Below are 16,774 nucleotides of genomic sequence, written 5' to 3'. Positions count from 1 at the left end.
GATATGGTGAAGCGTAGTGGAATGAAGGGAAGAGTGAAAGGCATGGACGAGAAAAATACGGATTATAGTGCCAAAAAAGGAGCATTACTGGAGCAAGGGCTAATCAGCCCGCAAGCTCTAGAACTCATCACTGAGCTGGAGACAGAGCTGAACTTTCTGCGCAAGCAAAATGAATCATTTCGCAAGGCGCTGCGAGCCAAATCAGCACAAAGTCCAAGGATATCTACCAAATTACGAGATGCGCTGTATGAATGATATGGAAAGATATCTGGATTAAAGGGTTAGCTTTTTTGTAGCCTATGCCTAAACGCTATATTTTGTACAGTGAAATAAAGAGAGTACAATAAGCTATATATAATCAATTGTTAATGGAGGAGAAACATGACTATACATTGTGATGTCGCTATTTTGGGTGGAGGAACCGGGGGGTATGTAGCAGCCATTCGTGCCGCCCAGCTAGGCAAAGAAGTGGTTATCATCGAAAAGGACAAGCTTGGCGGAACCTGTCTGCACCGTGGTTGCATTCCGAGCAAGGCCCTGCTACGCAGTGCGGAAGTATATGCCACGATTAAAGAAAGTGCACAATACGGTATCGAGACATCGGGAGCACAACTTGTATTTCCCAAGGTTCAGGAGCGTAAGGAAGCCGTTGTGGAACAGCTGCATCAGGGCGTTCAATTTTTGATGCGTAAAAATAAAATTACGGTACTGAGCGGTAAGGGGCGCGTGATTGGTCCGTCTATATTTTCTCCAAAAAGCGGGGCAGTTGCCGTGGAACTAGAAGATGGTGAGATGGAAACGATTGTTCCTGCACATCTCATTATTGCAACAGGATCACGCCCACGTGTGCTGTCCGGACTAGAGCCAGATGGCGAATTTATTCTGAGTAGTGACGAAGCGTTAACTATGGAGGAGCTGCCAGCATCCCTGATTATCGTGGGCGGTGGTGTTATTGGCGTGGAGTGGGCTTCCATGCTAAATGATTTTGGCGTGGAGGTTACGGTGGTTGAAGCTGCGAATCGACTTATTCCCACGGAAGACGAAGACGTTTCGCGTGAAATGCAGCGCTTGTTAACCAAGCGTGGTGTCAAGGTGCTGACGGGTTCACAAGTGCTGGCTAAAACATACGGCAAAGATGAGGAAGGTGTGCAGATTGACGTGCAAAAAGGGGAAGAAACCGAAACCCTCAGCGCTTCCAAACTGCTCATTTCTGTAGGGCGTCAGGCAAATGTGGAAAATATAGGGCTGGAAAATACGGATATCCGCGTAGAGCGTGGCTTTATCTCAGTTAATGAACATTTGCAGACGAATGAACCACATATTTACGCCATTGGGGATTGCATCGGCGGCTTACAACTGGCGCATGCAGCGAGCCATGAAGGTTTGCAGGCGGTTCATCATCTGGCGGGCGAAGATTTTCACAGTGTACCTAACCATCTGATTCCGCGGTGTATTTATACACGTCCTGAAGCCGCAAGCGTCGGCTTAACGGAGCAAGAAGCCCGCGAGCGTGGACATCAGGTGAAGACAGGGAAGTTCCCTTTTCAAGCTATCGGAAAATCGCTAGTATACGGCAGTCGGGACGGCTTCGTCAAAGTAGTGGCCGACGAGAAGACCAATGATATTCTCGGTGTACATATGATCGGTACGCATGTGACGGACCTGATCAGCGAGGCGGCTCTTGCGCAACTGCTGGATGCTACGCCGTGGGAAGTCGGACAGCTTATTCATCCGCATCCGACGTTGTCGGAGATTTTGGGAGAAGCGATGTTGGCCGTTGATGGACAGGCGATTGGCATATAAACGTTTCAAATAAATCGGTGCTTTTCTTTTTGGGGAGAAAAGGATTATAATGGGGTTAGTCAGAGTTTAGTACCAGGTTTTAAGACAAGATGGTACTAGGTACTGGAAGTAGGATGTTTGACACTTAAGGAGGTGCCTCAATGAGTTCTAAAGGCGCTGTAGACGCTGGCTTCAGACATGAACAGCTGGGACTTACTCACGGACAAGTTATTGATATGTACAGATATATGTTGCTTGCAAGAAGATTTGACGAGCGCAACATGCTCCTGCAACGGGCAGGGAAAATTAATTTCCACGTTTCCGGCATTGGACAGGAGGCGGCACAAGTAGGTGCAGCTTTCGGCCTTGACCGGGAAAAGGACTATTTTCTTCCCTATTATCGGGATTATGGATTCGTGCTTGCGGTAGGAATGACGCCGCGCGAACTGATGCTGTCGGCATTTGCTAAAGCAGATGATCCCAATAGCGGTGGTCGCCAGATGCCAGGACATTTTGGTAGTAAACGGCTGCGTATTGTGACAGGCTCCAGCCCAGTAACAACACAGGTTCCGCATGCAGTAGGTGTAGCTTTGGCTGCCAAAATGCAGAAAAAGGATTTTGTATCGTTTGTTACGTTTGGAGAAGGCTCCAGCAATCAGGGAGATTTTCACGAAGGCTGTAACTTTGCTGGTGTACAAAAGCTGCCAGTCATCATTATGTGCGAGAACAATCAATATGCGATATCGGTTCCGATTCATAAACAGTTGGCAGGCAAGGTAAGCGACCGTGCTTTGGGATATGGATTTCCAGGGATTCGAGTCGATGGTAATGATGCATTGGCGGTATATGCGGCGGTGAAGGAAGCACGCGAACGTGCTGTCCGCGGTGAAGGTCCTACGCTGATCGAAGCCATGATGTACCGACTGTCTCCTCACTCCACCTCGGATAATGATCTGGCTTACCGGACCAAGGAGGAAGTGGATGAGAACTGGGCCAAGGATGGCGTAGCCCGTATGAAAAGCTACTTGATCGAATGCGGCATTTGGGATGAGGCCAAGGATGCGGATCTGTCGGCTGAACTGCTGCTCGAAGTCAAGGAAGCGATTGAATATGCAGATAAAGCGCCTTTTCCAAAGCCCGAAGATACGCTGCTGCATGTGTATGCAGATAGCGATGGGGAGGGCCGGTAACGATGGCGATTATGGAATATATTGATGCGATTCGTCTTGCCATGAAAGAAGAGATGGAGCAGGATGAAACGGTTTTTGTATTAGGTGAGGATGTCGGGGTGAAGGGCGGTGTCTTTACAACGACAAAGGGGCTTATGGACCAATTCGGTGAGCAACGTGTCATGGATACGCCATTGGCTGAGTCGGCTATTGCCGGGGTTGCGATTGGTGCGGCCATGTACGGAATGAAGCCAATTGCCGAAATGCAATATTCGGACTTCATGCTTCCGGCGACCAATCAGATTATTAGTGAAGCTGCTAAAATCCGCTACCGTTCTAACAACGATTGGAACTGTCCTGTGGTAATCCGCGCGCCAATCGGTGGTGGGATCTTTGGCGGTTTGTATCACTCTCAGTGTCCAGAATCTATCTTTTTTGGTACGCCGGGTTTGAAAATTGTTGCTCCATTTACCCCTTATGACGCAAAAGGATTGCTGAAAGCAGCCATTCGTGACCCTGATCCGGTGTTGTTTTTTGAAAATAAAAAATCCTACAAGCTGATCAAGGGTGAAGTGCCTGAGGATGATTATATCGTTCCGATTGGCAAGGCTAATCTATTACGTGAGGGTGACGATATTACGGTCATCGGTTATAGCCAGCCTTTGCATTTTGTCATGCAGGCTGCTGAGGAATTGGAGAAGGAAGAGGGCATTACCGCACATGTTGTGGATTTGCGCACACTCCAACCGCTGGACCGCGAAGCCATTGTTGAGGCTGCACGACATACAGGTAAGGTATTAATCGTGCATGAGGACAACAAAACGGGCGGCATCGGTGCCGAGGTATCGGCTATTATTAATGAGGAGTGTCTGTTCGAGCTGGATGCGCCGATTGAGCGTCTATGTGCTCCTGATGTACCAGCCATGCCGATCAGTCCACCGATGGAGAAGTTTTATATGTTAAACAAGGATAAAGTTAAGGAAGCCATGCGCCGTCTTGCAATGTATTAATATAGGGCAGATTGGACGAAAGCATTCCAAAAGTATAGCGGGGGTAGCGGAAAAACGCGCCCTCCTATGATGTTAAGGAGTTGAAAAAATGTCAGACCAAACACAATGGAACGACGTGACCATGCCACAATTGGCAGAATCGCTCGTATCGGCGACAATTGCCAAATGGCTCAAACAACCTGGTGAAACGGTAGAGCAATTCGAGCCGATTTGCGAGGTTATTACAGATAAAGTGAATGCAGAAATCCCATCCACGTTGGACGGCATTATGGGTGATCTGTTGGCAGAGGAAGGTCAGACAGTAGCGGTAGGAGAATTGATTTGCCGTATCCAGACGAAGTCGGCTGCACCTGCGGCGGCATCAGGGGCGACACCTGTTGCACCAGCATCTCAAAGCACCGTACAAACACAATCTCAGCAGAGTGCTGGATCGGATCAGTCCATGAGAGGACGTTTTTCCCCAGCGGTGCAAACCCTGGCTGCTGAACATAATGTGGACTTAAGCCAAGTACCAGGCACGGGCATGGGGGGAAGAATTACCCGCAAAGACGTACTGAATTATGTGCAGCAGGGCGGTTCTGCTCCCACTGGAGTATCTGGACAGCCGACTGCGGCGACATCAGGACAAGGCTCTCCTTTTGCAGGAAGACAGCAGTCTGCCACTCAGCAAGGTACACCGATTCAAAATATGGACCCTGCTATTCCGGTTCGTAACAGTGGGATTCATTTGACGGAGGCTCCAAAAGCTCCTGTGATCGAAGTTGAAGGTGGCAACAACAACAGATCCGAGTATTTTATTGATGTTACACCCATTCGCAGTGCAATTGCTCGTAATATGCGACAAAGCGTTTCCGAAATTCCACATGCTTGGACGACGATTGAGGTGGATGTGACCAACCTGGTGATGCTCCGCAACAAGATCAAAAACGAATTTAAGCAAAAAGAAGGCATTAATATTACGTATCTAGCTTTCCTCATGAAAGCAGTCGTGAATGCAATCAAGGAATATCCGATTATGAATTCGGTCTGGGCAGTGGACAAAATTATCGTCAAAAGAGACATCAATATTTCGCTAGCCGTAGGTACGGAGGACTCCGTTCTTACCCCTGTTATTAAAAAAGCGGATCAGAAAAATATTGCTGGATTAGCTCGTGAAATTGACGATTTGGCACGTAAAACCCGGGAAGGCACGCTCAAACTGGACGACATGCAAGGCGGAACGTTCACTGTAAACAACACAGGCTCCTTTGGTTCAATTTTATCTTATCCGGTGATTAATTATCCGCAGGCTGCAATTCTTACCTTTGAATCCATTGTCAAAAGACCCGTGGTTATTGATGATATGATTGCGGTCCGCTCGATGGCTAATTTGTGCTTGTCGCTGGATCATCGCATTTTGGACGGAGTGATTTGCGGACGATTCTTGCAACGGGTTAAAGAAAATCTAGAAGGCTACACTTTAGATACGAAGCTGTACTAATCATCCGAACAATGGGGGAAATGTACGGAGAGGAAGTGACAGGCCGTGAACAGACGACCGCTTGATGTAACCTATACGAATAGGATGGAATATGCCCATGCATGGGATGTCCAGAAGGAGATCGTGGGAAAGCTGGATGCAGGAGAGGCAAGAGAAACGCTTATGCTTCTCCAGCATCCGCCGACCTATACGATTGGTTCTCAGCGGCATCCTGAACATTTGCTCCTCACACCAGAGCAACTGAAGGAGCAGGGAATCAGCGTCTTTCAGATTGACCGTGGGGGAGACATTACATATCATGGGCCGGGGCAGCTTGTCGGATATCCTCTCCTTATGCTCGGCAACCGGGAGGCGCTGAATCTGCACGGATACCTTCGAAGTCTGGAAGAAGTGATCATCCGGTTGTTGGCATCTTATGGAATTGAGGGAAGCCGTAAGCCTGAATATACGGGGGTATGGATCGGGAATCTTAAAATTGCGGCCATTGGCGTCAAATTCAACAAGTGTAAGCACCGTCGGGGCTTCGTAACCAGCCATGGCTTTGCCTTTAACATCAAATCAGGGATACAGCATGAGGGCTTTGAGGGCATTGTCCCGTGCGGAATTCAGGAATACGGTGTGACATCATTGGAGGACTGCATACAGAAGCCTATATCGGTGGAGCAGATTGCGAAGGAAATTGTACCGTACTTTGAACAGCAATTTTCATTTGTTGCGCAATGGCAAACGCATTCTTTCCAATAAAGTAAGGCGGGCTATTGTGTATCTACACGTAAGCCCGCCTGTTTGCTTTACGTAACAGCTCGTCCACTCGAGGCCTCAATAGTGCCTTAGAGCAGCCGGATACCTTGAGCGATAATTTATTATAGTGGCATAATAAACGGCTCAATTACCATGAACAGCGTAGAACCAATCATAGCTGCGAGCATAATGTAGACGAAAAAACGAACCCATTTTTTGTTCGACATGTGTAACTCCTTTAGGATAGGTTTAAGTCATAAATAAGAACATCTATCCGTATTGTAGCGTAATCGGGAAAGAGAGGGAAGTTTAATGACAGTAAAAGTAGTAAAAGACCGAATCGTACAGGAATTTATGGAACTCGTACAGGTGGATAGCGAAACGAAAAATGAGCAGGAAATATCACGTGTTCTAAAAGAAAAGTTTAATGCACTCGGGCTGGAAGTAATGGAAGACGATTCTCGTGAAAGAACTGGACATGGCTCAGGCAATCTGATCGTCACCTGGAAAGCGGAAGGTGTGGAGCAAGCACCCAAATTGTTTTTTACCTGCCACATGGATACCGTTACTCCGGGTAAAGGCATTAAGCCACAGTTGGGTGAGGATGGCTGGATTCGTAGTGACGGTTCAACGATTCTGGGGTCTGACGACAAGGCGGGAATTGCTGCTTTGTTCGAGGCGATTCGTGTCGTGCGCGAGCAGAATATTCCCCATGGTCAAATCCAGTTCGTGATTACGGCTGGCGAGGAATCTGGATTGATGGGTGCACGGGCGATGAAGCCGGAAGTGCTAGATTCTGATTTCGGATATGCTTTGGATTCAAATGGTGAGGTCGGCTCTATTTGTATAGCTGCCCCAACGCAGGCACGTATTGAAATGAAGATAACTGGGAAGTCCGCTCATGCGGGGGTAAATCCCGAAGATGGCATTAGTGCCATTCAGGTCGCTTCTAAAGCAATTTCTAAAATGAAACTAGGACGGATTGATAAGGAAACGACCGCTAACATCGGCAGTTTCGAGGGCGGCGGCGCGACAAATGTGGTATGCGATTTTGTATTGATCCGTGCAGAGGCACGTAGTATTGTGCAAGAAAAGGTTAATCATCAAATCCAGCATATGCGTGAAGCACTGGAAACCACCACACGTGAATTTGGTGCACAGGGAGAGTTCCGCAGTGAAGTCATCTATCCGGCATTCAGCTTTACGGAGCATGATGAAGTTGTACAGGTTGCTCAGCGTGCGATTCAAAGACTGGGACTGGCAACGCCAACCTTTCATTCCGGTGGTGGCTCAGATGCTAATGTATTCAACGGGCTTGGAATTCCAACGGTAAATTTGGCTGTGGGCTACCAGAACATCCATACAACAGAGGAAAAGATTAAGGCCGATGACCTGGTGAAGGTTGCTGAAGTTGTCGTAGCTCTGATTCAAGAAACCACAAAATAAATTTGTATTATACACTTGCAACATACTGAAAAAAGGTTCAGGTTAAAGACAGGAACAGCGTTCCTTCGTCTTTAGACCTGAACCTTTTTTGGAACAGCTAGCGAAGCGATGGTGGCTGTAGGTCCATGTTCCTTTTGCCATTGACGCAAGAGTGCTTGAATCTGCCAGGCTTTACCAACGATATGGAGGGTGCTTTCAGTACGGTAGCTTTTCATTTCTGCATCTCCTCAGGACAGGAAGTTTGTTATTCTACCACCAGCATATGTACAAAGTGGACAAGTTAGACTAACTTTGGTGATAATTAATAAAGAAAGATAGATATGAAGGAGGAAACTTACCGATGAACGAGCAAACGAACGGACAATTGAACAATCCAACAAACGATGCACATCGCAAGCCTTATTCCAATCCTGCGCTGGAGGAAAAGACCGTGTCCACACAGCCTATCTTTGAGGGAAAGGTCATTACATTACAGGTAGACACGGTAGAGCTTCCCGACGGCTCCACTGGCAAGCGTGAAATCGTAAAGCATCCAGGAGCGGTGGCTGTTTTGGCTCTACATGAAGGGAAAATGCTGGTCGTGGACCAGTACAGACAGGCGATGGGGCGCTGTGAGGTAGAAATTCCTGCAGGTAAGCTAGAGCGGGGTGAAGACCCGATGGAAGCAGCGGGGCGTGAGCTGAGAGAAGAGACAGGTTATACTGCTAAGTCGTTGAAGCTGCTGCACTCCTTTTATACCTCTCCTGGCTTTGCGGATGAAATCATTCATCTGTATGTGGCCGAAGAACTGGAGTTAGGTGAGATGGAACCGGATGAGGATGAATTTCTGGAGCTGTTTGAGGTGACGCTGGAAGAAGCACAGACGCTCATTCGTGAAGGACGGATTAGTGATGCTAAAACGATTCTGGCCGTCTATGCATGGCAACTCCGCCAACTTACAGGGAGCTTCTAAGCGTATGGATGAAAATATAGTAGAACTTAACGACTACTTTGCAGACTTGCATATTCATATTGGCAGGACAGAGAAGGGAAATCCGGTCAAAATTAGTGGCAGCCGCGATCTGACCTTTGCCAACATAGCTAAGGAAGCCTCCGGTCGCAAAGGAATTGGGCTGATCGGTATCATTGACTGCCATGCACCTAATGTACAGGAGGATATTCGTACCTATTTACATACGGGTGAAATGAAGGAAATCAGCGGCGGGGGTATCGCATACCGGGATACGGTCATTCTCCTTGGCACGGAGCTGGAAATACGTGCTGAAGGTCGTCCTGAGGCGCACGTACTGGCCTATTTTCCAGATCTGGCGGCGATGGAGGATTTTACCCAATGGCTGGCCCGGCATATGAAAAATGTTAATCTCAGCTCACAACGAATCTATGCACCGCCACGCGAGTTGCAGCAGCAAGTTTACGGACGTGGAGGCATTATGGTGCCTGCGCACGTCTTTACTCCTCATAAGGGCATATACGGCAGTTCAGCGGCTCGTATGGAGGAACTGCTGGATATGGAGCTCATTAGTGGGGTGGAGCTGGGGCTGAGCGCAGATTCATCTATGGCCGGTTTGATTTCGGAACTGGATCGCTTCAGCTTTCTCACGAATTCAGATGCCCATTCACTTGGGAAAATCGGACGAGAATACAATAAATTATCACTGGCAAAGCCGTGTTTTGATGAATTCAGAATGGCTTTAGAGCGTCGGGAAGGACGAGGGGTGCGTGCCAATTACGGATTAAATCCGAAACTGGGCAAATACCATCGTTCATACTGTCAAAGCTGCGGTACGATTATTGACGAGCAACAGATGGCGGATGAACGTTGTCCTGACTGTGGTCATACCAAGCTGGTGCGAGGTGTGTTGGATCGAATATGGAGCATTGCCGACCGTGAGCAACCCATGATTCCGTCCCATCGTCCGCCGTACATTTACCAGATTCCACTGGAGTTTATTCCAGGTCTGGGCAAAGCCAAGCTGAACCAGCTATTGGCTGCATTTGGAACAGAAATGAATATTTTACATGAGGTTACACAGGAGGAGTTAGCAGCAGTCGTCGGAAAAGTGCTGGCAGAGCAAATTGTGCTTTCACGCGAGGGGCGACTGTCGCTTGTATCCGGTGGTGGTGGAACATACGGCAAAATAGCTAAGTCCTAGTAAAGTCTTGTCCCTCTAAAGGCATATCAGCGTCTGCTTGTTCATAACCATAAATTATCTATGCCGCTGGCCTGGCACATCATTCGTGATGTTTGATCTGCAGCGAAAGCTGCCCCATTTCTAGCCATCAGCCGTCGGATTACGGTTGTTTTTTGGACAAACAAGCAGATGAAAGGGGCAGGACGCCGATGCAATGGTTTCGTCATACGTTAAAGGATCAGACGCCGTATTATGTTTTCTTGGCTGTGCTGTTTCTGGTGGGAGTCGTCTTTGGCGCACTTATGGTAAACGCACTCTCGTTGGAGCAGTTACAGGATTTGTCCCGTTACCTGAAGGATTTTTTTGTAACGGTCAATCAAAACGAACAGGGCTTCGCTGATTCGCAGGCGGCCTCGACCTTTTGGGATAGCGTATCTTTACATCTGAAATGGGTCGGCCTAATTTGGGTGTGTGGCCTTTCGGTTATTGGTCTACCGGGCATTCTTGTATTGAATTTCCTCAAGGGTGTGCTAATCGGATTTTCAGTAGGTTATATGGTGGGGCAATATTCGTGGAAAGGACTGCTATTTTCTTTGGTTTCAGTTGCTCCCCATAACCTGCTCGTGATTCCGGTACTGCTCGTCTGCAGCGTGGCTGCGATGACTTTTTCCATCCATATGATCAAAACCAAAATACTCGCTACCCGGCCGTCAGACGGAATGCTGCGTCCGTTGCTGTCTTACGCAGGATTGACTGCTGTGATGATGGTGCTTCTTATTGGTAGCGCGTCCTTTGAAACTTGGATCACCCCGGTTATGATGCAATGGGTCACTCCTATGCTGACAGCTTCCGCGTCATCTTGATCCGTTTCAAAATGTTTGACTTTATTTGTATAGACCCCCTATAATAATAGGAGTGAAAAAAGTGCAGTAGGCAGTAGCTTTGCAGGGGGAGGGAGACACATGGAAGCACGGATCGAAAAAATTAAGCAGCAACTGCAATCCCAGGGCTACAAACTAACGCCTCAGCGGGAAGCCACCGTCAGAGTTTTACTTGAGAACGAAGATGATCATCTGAGTGCGGAAGATGTATTTATGCTCGTCAAAGAGAAAGCTCCCGAAATCGGTCTGGCAACCGTATACCGTACCCTAGAACTGCTAAGTGAACTGCATGTCGTGGAGAAAATTAATTTTGGTGATGGCGTTGCGCGTTATGATTTGCGCGGCGATACAACCAAACATCACCATCACCATTTGATATGTGTGCAGTGTGGCAGTGTAGATGAAATACTGGAAGATTGGCTTGGACCATTGGAGGAGCGCCTGGAACGGGAATATAATTTTACCGTAGTGGATCATCGTTTGGACTTCCACGGTATTTGTTATCGTTGTAAGGCGAAGAACGATACGACCGCTCAGAAATCTTTGGGCAAATCCAAAAAAAACAAATCTCAGGACTAAAAGCTGACTACCCAAGCTCTCACCGACGAAGATGCGTTCGGGAGAGCTTTTTTGGTTCGGGATCTGTTGTTCGGGATTAAGCGGTATAAAAAGGAATAGCTTGTCATACCCTTCCATAGAGAGTCCTAATTAGGGCCATATTCTGGGGAAAAGGCGGCTGATTCACATGGTACTATCGTTGCGGAGAGGACTAAAATGGCTGCGTTTGGTAATCTTGTTCGGGGTGCTGGCATGTATGCTCTTTTTTAGCCTCAGGCTCTTTACAGATTGGATAACACCTGTAGATCATTACCGAATACCGGAAGGACATGCAGTTAAGGTATTTGGCGGACAAAAAGTAAATGAAGGGTCCGAGCATCGAATAGCAGTGTTGGAACGTTTACGTTTCTTTTACTGGTATGGTGAATAGTCTAAGTAATCGGTCTTGATGAGCTTATGAAATGAAGGCAGCACACGAAGAAGCAGACGCTGAGACTGAACCGCTGTATGCAGAACAAGGAGACTTTTGGAACTCATGAAAATGTACATTCAACCTTTCGCTCAATATATGGAAGAGGAAAAGGGTTTGTCGCGCAGCACTTTGGAAGCGTATCAACGAGACGTACAGCAGTTTGTCGAGTTCGCAGAAAGCTGTGGTATTGAGCAGCCGGATAATGTCCAACGGTCACATCTGGTACTGTATTTGGGCCATTTGAAGGAACAGGGAAAAGCTGCGGCGACGATATCACGTAGCGTCGCCTCCATTCGCTCCTTTTTTCATTTTCTTATTCGGGAGGGAATTACGATCCATGATCCGTCCGTTCTGCTGGAGTTGCCTAAAGCGACTAAAAAGAAGCCCTCGGTGCTAACGCAGGATGAGGTAGAGCGTTTGCTGGCCGCGCCAGATGTGACTGCCCCGCAAGGGGTGCGAGACAAGGCGATGCTGGAGTTGTTATATGCGACGGGCATTCGCGTATCGGAGCTGATTGCCCTTAACGTGCGTGATGTGCGCACCGATCTGCGCTTTGTGCACTGTGGCGGTGAGGCAGGCAAGGAGCGTGTTGTACCGATCAGCCGTGAGGCATCACAGTGGGCACAAGCCTACATGGACGAGCAGCGTCTATTATTGCTGAGATCCGGGCAGGGTGAAGAAGCTCAGGTAGAGCAGGAAGCCATGTTCCTGAACGTATCTGGACAGCGTCTCAGTAGACAGGGCTTCTGGAAAATGATTAAGAAGTACGGCCAGGAAGCAGGCATAAGCGAGGATATCACGCCCCACACGCTGCGGCATTCCTTTGCGGTACATATGCTGGAGGGCGGAGCGGACTTACGCTCTGTACAGGAAATGCTGGGTCATGCTGATCTGTCAACGACGCAGGTATATGCGCAGACGGCAAGACGGAATATGAAGGAAGTATATGAAAAGCATCACCCGCACGGCGGCAACCGCACTTCTCATGAAAGCAAAGATCGAACGTAACGATACTTTACTTTTATAGAAAATGTGATAATGACTATAACTTTACGATTGTACAAGTCAGGAGAGATACTAATGTCAACAGCCAACCAAGCTACAATTCAGGAAGCAGCAGAATATATCCGTGCCAAAAGCGGAATACGTCCAGAGATTGGTCTTATTCTGGGATCGGGTCTCGGTATTCTGGCCGATTTAATTCAGGATGGAATTAGTATTCCTTATCAGGATATTCCCCATTTTCCTGTATCGACGGTAGAGGGTCATGAGGGAGAATTACTGTTAGGCACGATTGAAGGTCGCGCTGTCGTCATGATGAAAGGGCGCTTCCATATGTATGAGGGCTATGGCCCGCAACTGACGGCTTTCCCAGTTCGGGTGATGAAGCAATTGGGGATTCAAAGTCTGCTGGTGACGAATGCAGCAGGTGGTGTAAATACTTCCTACGAAGCAGGCGATCTGATGGTTATCTCGGATCATCTTAATCTGACAGGACAAAATCCGCTGATCGGACCGAACGATGCCGGTCTGGGCGTTCGTTTTCCAGACATGTCGGAGGCGTACAGCCGCCGCTTGCGTGAAATTGCCAAGCAAACGGCTAACCAACAGGGCTTCAGCCTGCAAGAAGGTGTATATGCTGGATTGCTGGGCCCTAACTATGAAACGCCTGCTGAAATCGTTATGCTGCGTACACTGGGCGCAGATGCGGTGGGTATGTCGACCGTATCTGAGGTTATTGTAGCCCGTCATGCAGGTATTGAGGTACTGGGCTTCTCCTGTATCACGAATATGGCCGCAGGCATTCTGGATCAACCTTTGTCCCATGGTGAAGTGATGGAGACGGCAGAGAAGGTACGTGAGCAATTTTTAAAACTTGTGCTAGCGATTATTCCACAAATGTAGATTGGGGATCATGTTCAACCGAAGCGGTGGACATATATCCCAAGAACCCCGTATCCGAACGCCTTTTGTTGGCGTGGGTACGGGGTTCTTTTTCACATACAGCGGTTGAGCTGAGTATGATCTCCTAATGAAGAGGGTGTGTGCTCAATGCAGTTGAATTCGCTTTTTCTGCTACAGCCAGTTTATGTCGTTCTTGCACCTTGATCACAATAACCATAAAAATAATCCAGTAAATAGATAGCGAGTTCAGGAAACGGCTGTCCGTTATATTGTTCAATACGATAAAAAGGAAAAAGACCGCTGCCGTCAGCCATGTATACATATCTGCTTTACCAATTCTGAATTTAAATAAAGTGGTTATGGCGAGTGTAATGGTTGCCAGTAGTCCTGTAAGGCCCACATCGATCCACAGATCTCGGAAACCGCTATGGCTGCTTGTCAGATCAAATCGAATTCCATTCGCATAGATACTGGGCCGGGCTGCCCAGTAGGAGCCGTAACCATGTCCGAACCAGTAATGGCTCTGAATAGCACCACCAATCCCCTGCCAGATTTCCGTTCTTCCAGTTAAGGTCGTTGTTTTTCCAAATTCCGACGCAATCGCATCTCCATAAGTAAAGATGAATACCAAACCCAAAAGAACGAACAAGCAGGAACAGCTAATGAAGAAACCGCGTAATGCAATGCTTCGGATTCTCTTGAATAGCAATATAAACAATATAAATACGAAGAGCGAAGATGTCAGCACCAAAGAGGTGGTAGATTGGCACTCGATGAGCAATAAGGCATTGAGTAAGATGAAGCCAATATGCAAAACTTTATGTTTACCCCTGAAAAAGTAAATAACATGTGAAACAAAACTTAACAGAGAGAGAGTTCCAAGTGTATTTTTATGACCAGAGATGCCCTTCCATAGCCCAGTATGTTCTACGCCACCATGAATAGCAAAGGAGGGAACGAGCAAAACGGCGAGTAGATTGAGTATGCTCAAAATACTTAACGTAACGACTAAGAGGCGAATGCAGCCCTGTGTTGTATAATGGGTGACCAAATAGAGCCCAAAGGTAGAGAAGGCAAGAAATTTGAGAACCATCAGCAAGGAAGAGGTCTGCTCTTGTTCAGCCCATAAACAGGAGGCAGCGATGTACAGCATGAGTAAAGTCAGCAACGGATTGTCGACTAAGGTTGCGATCAATGACTTGAGTGAAGGTAGTAGCATGGTATAGCTGAACAACAGAATAAGCAGGGAAATCGTGATAACTCTGGGGGACAAACCCTGACAAGCATAAGGAATCGAAAAAGCCAGTAAACCAGCTACGGTAAGTACATGTTTCACGATTTCACCACCTAGATACATTATGTATCTATAATATACAAAACGTATCTTCTTGTACAATAATAATAAAATATTTATTTTCATTTTTCTCAAGCCTAGAGCAAGCCCTATTGTGCATATACTCAGTCCATGCTAAGAAAATGAAGAATTCTTCGGCTTGGTTGAAAAGGAACTTTTTACGTTTTTAAACCTGGGGGTGTTCGGGTGGCGGATCATTTTACAGACCGTTTGAAGTTGAATTTGAGTGGTACAGGCAAAGACTTAACGCCGCAGCAATTAAATGAAAATTTTAAAACCATTGAAAAAGAATTCATTGAACGCAGTGTAAACGTAAGTTGGTTTGGAGCTGCTGGTGATGGTATTCAGGATGACACGGCAGCTTTGCAGGAGTTGATTAATAAGACCCCCGATTATTCCATTCTTCACATCCCCAGTGGACGGTACAAAATAACCTCTACCCTACAGATTCGCAAGCAGGGTGTGCGCATTTTTGGCATTCATAAGGGCAGATACCGACAAGGCAAAGGTGTTACGTCGATTGAATATTATGGTACGGGTCCTTGTTTTCAAATTGGAGATGAAAGTCTACCATCGTTTAGCGGATTTCAAAATGTGCAGTTTCATGACTTATCGATCCGGTACGAGGGGGCTGACAGATCCACATTAAATAATCCGTTTTCGCAGTCAGTGAAGCGTGGATATTATGGCAAAGGTACTTTAGGTATTCAGGATTGGAAGGGCGGCGGAGTTGCCCTAGATAACGTCCTAATTGAGCATTTTGAAACGGCTTTTTGGGGCTACGAAAGTGATGTGAATTTATTTAAATGCACGGAGATTAATTACAATAAAACAGGGATTCACTTACAGAATAGAAGTTCACAGTTTACTAGCATAGCGCTTTTTACATTGGGGAACGATACGGCATTGGATTTGAACAGCTCCAACGGAGCCAGATTTTTGGCTAGCCAGCACATTAAGGATGGAAGTTCCAATGATATTCCCATTCTAATTAATGATTTTATGAACGCTGAATTTATAGGCTGCTGGTTTGAGGGACTAAGCAGAGAGCATAAGATGACAGTGCCTTCTTTTATTCAAATTGGTGCTACCAAAGAAACGAAAAATGTGGCCTTGCGTGACTCCATTTTAGCGATAGCGGACAAATTCGATGACACCCAATCCGTATGTAACTATTTTGTGGATGTGGTCATTGGCAAAAAAGTTTTGGTGGACGAGGTGGGAGGGTATCCCCGTAATCTAAAGCAGCTTATTTCTTTCTCTGGCAGCTCTTCCACACAGCAGGTGACACTTCGCTCACATTTGGATTTTAGCTATAGCAATAATCGTTATGACGAGAACAATGGGACAGGGCAGGCTTTGCTGCTGGTCGAGAAATACTCGAACAACGGAATTGAGCATTTGGACGAAACCTTTGTTAAAGCCTACCTGGGAGCAAGGCAAAATCTCCCCGCAGGTAGCTGGCAGAAGGTAAAGTTCAATCAAATCAACCATGATGAGCTGATTGAATTCGACGCGGCGAATAGCCGATGGCGAGCCAAGCGAGCTGGGAAATACAGAATACAAGTCTACATTTCGACCGATCCTCAAGTGGATGGTAATCGCACACGGCTGGCACTTCACCTGAATGATGAGCAGCTTGCCGGGAGCTCCGCCTATGCCTATCTCGATGATAGGGTTATCGGCGGACTGAACTATAGTGCATTGAGTGGAGCAATGGAACTTAGGCTGGAAGCGAATTCTTTTATTGATATACGGGTGTTTAGTCAATATACAATGGATATTTTACCGGGTGGCGGTATCACATATCTCACCGTAAGCCGAATTTAAACCATTATTTCACA

General features: G+C 47.1%; 18 protein-coding genes. 15 read left to right on the top strand and 3 right to left on the bottom strand.

Features of this window, described 5'->3' with window-relative positions:
• Positions 1 to 21: 21 nt before the first annotated feature.
• The 6 genes from ACYCSE_RS25105 to lipB all read left to right on the top strand — a co-directional run bounded on the left by ACYCSE_RS25105 (position 22) and on the right by lipB (position 6,185).
• Positions 22 to 255 (top strand): hypothetical protein, encoded by a 234-nt coding sequence (locus ACYCSE_RS25105; protein WP_459700497.1) that lies wholly within the window; start codon positions 22 to 24, stop codon positions 253 to 255.
• A 126-nt stretch (positions 256 to 381) separates the two neighbouring features.
• Positions 382 to 1,803: a dihydrolipoyl dehydrogenase gene (gene lpdA, locus ACYCSE_RS25100; protein WP_134904810.1), complete on the top strand. Its 1,422-nt coding sequence runs from the start codon at positions 382 to 384 to the stop codon at positions 1,801 to 1,803.
• A 140-nt stretch (positions 1,804 to 1,943) separates the two neighbouring features.
• Positions 1,944 to 2,972: a thiamine pyrophosphate-dependent dehydrogenase E1 component subunit alpha gene (locus ACYCSE_RS25095; protein WP_025723034.1), complete on the top strand. Its 1,029-nt coding sequence runs from the start codon at positions 1,944 to 1,946 to the stop codon at positions 2,970 to 2,972.
• A gap of 2 nt (positions 2,973 to 2,974) precedes the next feature.
• A complete protein-coding gene (locus ACYCSE_RS25090) occupies positions 2,975 to 3,961 on the top strand; it encodes an alpha-ketoacid dehydrogenase subunit beta (RefSeq protein ID WP_039270974.1) in 987 nt (328 codons plus the stop codon).
• A gap of 88 nt (positions 3,962 to 4,049) precedes the next feature.
• Entirely contained in the window at positions 4,050 to 5,441 is a 1,392-nt protein-coding gene (locus tag ACYCSE_RS25085; RefSeq protein WP_446674681.1) for a dihydrolipoamide acetyltransferase family protein, read from the top strand.
• A 45-nt stretch (positions 5,442 to 5,486) separates the two neighbouring features.
• Entirely contained in the window at positions 5,487 to 6,185 is a 699-nt protein-coding gene (gene lipB, locus ACYCSE_RS25080; RefSeq protein WP_459700493.1) for a lipoyl(octanoyl) transferase LipB, read from the top strand.
• A gap of 119 nt (positions 6,186 to 6,304) precedes the next feature.
• Here lipB and prli42 read toward each other — a convergent pair whose 3' ends face one another.
• A complete protein-coding gene (prli42, locus tag ACYCSE_RS25075; protein ID WP_023989226.1) occupies positions 6,305 to 6,409 on the bottom strand; it encodes a stressosome-associated protein Prli42 in 105 nt (34 codons plus the stop codon).
• 85 nt (positions 6,410 to 6,494) lie between these two features.
• Here prli42 and ACYCSE_RS25070 point away from each other — a divergent pair, with 85 nt between their 5' ends.
• On the top strand, positions 6,495 to 7,628 hold the full coding sequence (locus ACYCSE_RS25070; protein WP_039270980.1) for a tripeptidase T: 1,134 nt from the start codon (positions 6,495 to 6,497) through the stop codon (positions 7,626 to 7,628).
• A 71-nt stretch (positions 7,629 to 7,699) separates the two neighbouring features.
• Here ACYCSE_RS25070 and mciZ read toward each other — a convergent pair whose 3' ends face one another.
• Entirely contained in the window at positions 7,700 to 7,843 is a 144-nt protein-coding gene (gene mciZ, locus ACYCSE_RS25065; protein ID WP_076159536.1) for a Z-ring formation inhibitor MciZ, read from the bottom strand.
• A 125-nt stretch (positions 7,844 to 7,968) separates the two neighbouring features.
• Here mciZ and ACYCSE_RS25060 point away from each other — a divergent pair, with 125 nt between their 5' ends.
• The 7 genes from ACYCSE_RS25060 to ACYCSE_RS25030 all read left to right on the top strand — a co-directional run bounded on the left by ACYCSE_RS25060 (position 7,969) and on the right by ACYCSE_RS25030 (position 13,576).
• Positions 7,969 to 8,580 (top strand): NUDIX domain-containing protein, encoded by a 612-nt coding sequence (locus ACYCSE_RS25060; RefSeq protein ID WP_061829249.1) that lies wholly within the window; start codon positions 7,969 to 7,971, stop codon positions 8,578 to 8,580.
• A 4-nt stretch (positions 8,581 to 8,584) separates the two neighbouring features.
• Entirely contained in the window at positions 8,585 to 9,781 is a 1,197-nt protein-coding gene (locus ACYCSE_RS25055; RefSeq protein WP_459700489.1) for an endonuclease Q family protein, read from the top strand.
• A 188-nt stretch (positions 9,782 to 9,969) separates the two neighbouring features.
• Positions 9,970 to 10,623, top strand: a complete 654-nt coding sequence (gene spoIIM, locus ACYCSE_RS25050) for a stage II sporulation protein M (protein ID WP_459700487.1) — start codon at positions 9,970 to 9,972, stop codon at positions 10,621 to 10,623.
• 99 nt (positions 10,624 to 10,722) lie between these two features.
• Positions 10,723 to 11,220, top strand: coding sequence for a ferric iron uptake transcriptional regulator (gene fur / locus ACYCSE_RS25045; RefSeq protein ID WP_039270985.1), 498 nt, complete (start codon positions 10,723 to 10,725; stop codon positions 11,218 to 11,220).
• Between the two features lie 166 nt (positions 11,221 to 11,386).
• A complete protein-coding gene (locus ACYCSE_RS25040) occupies positions 11,387 to 11,629 on the top strand; it encodes a YqzK family protein (protein ID WP_069289838.1) in 243 nt (80 codons plus the stop codon).
• Positions 11,630 to 11,734: 105 nt separating this feature from the next.
• Entirely contained in the window at positions 11,735 to 12,679 is a 945-nt protein-coding gene (gene xerD / locus ACYCSE_RS25035; protein WP_459700484.1) for a site-specific tyrosine recombinase XerD, read from the top strand.
• 72 nt (positions 12,680 to 12,751) lie between these two features.
• A complete protein-coding gene (locus tag ACYCSE_RS25030; protein WP_209947348.1) occupies positions 12,752 to 13,576 on the top strand; it encodes a purine-nucleoside phosphorylase in 825 nt (274 codons plus the stop codon).
• 124 nt (positions 13,577 to 13,700) lie between these two features.
• Here ACYCSE_RS25030 and ACYCSE_RS25025 read toward each other — a convergent pair whose 3' ends face one another.
• Positions 13,701 to 14,912 (bottom strand): O-antigen ligase family protein, encoded by a 1,212-nt coding sequence (locus ACYCSE_RS25025; RefSeq protein ID WP_459700481.1) that lies wholly within the window; start codon positions 14,910 to 14,912, stop codon positions 13,701 to 13,703.
• A 204-nt stretch (positions 14,913 to 15,116) separates the two neighbouring features.
• On the opposite strand from ACYCSE_RS25025, the gene ACYCSE_RS25020 reads away from it, so the two are divergent.
• The gene (locus ACYCSE_RS25020; RefSeq protein WP_430151130.1) at positions 15,117 to 16,760 is read left to right on the top strand and encodes a glycosyl hydrolase family 28-related protein; all 1,644 of its coding nucleotides are present in this window, start codon (positions 15,117 to 15,119) and stop codon (positions 16,758 to 16,760) included.
• Positions 16,761 to 16,774 lie beyond the last annotated feature (14 nt).

It is taken from the genome of Paenibacillus sp. SEL1 (assembly GCF_054602535.1).
This window is presented reverse-complemented; position numbering and strand designations above follow the sequence as displayed.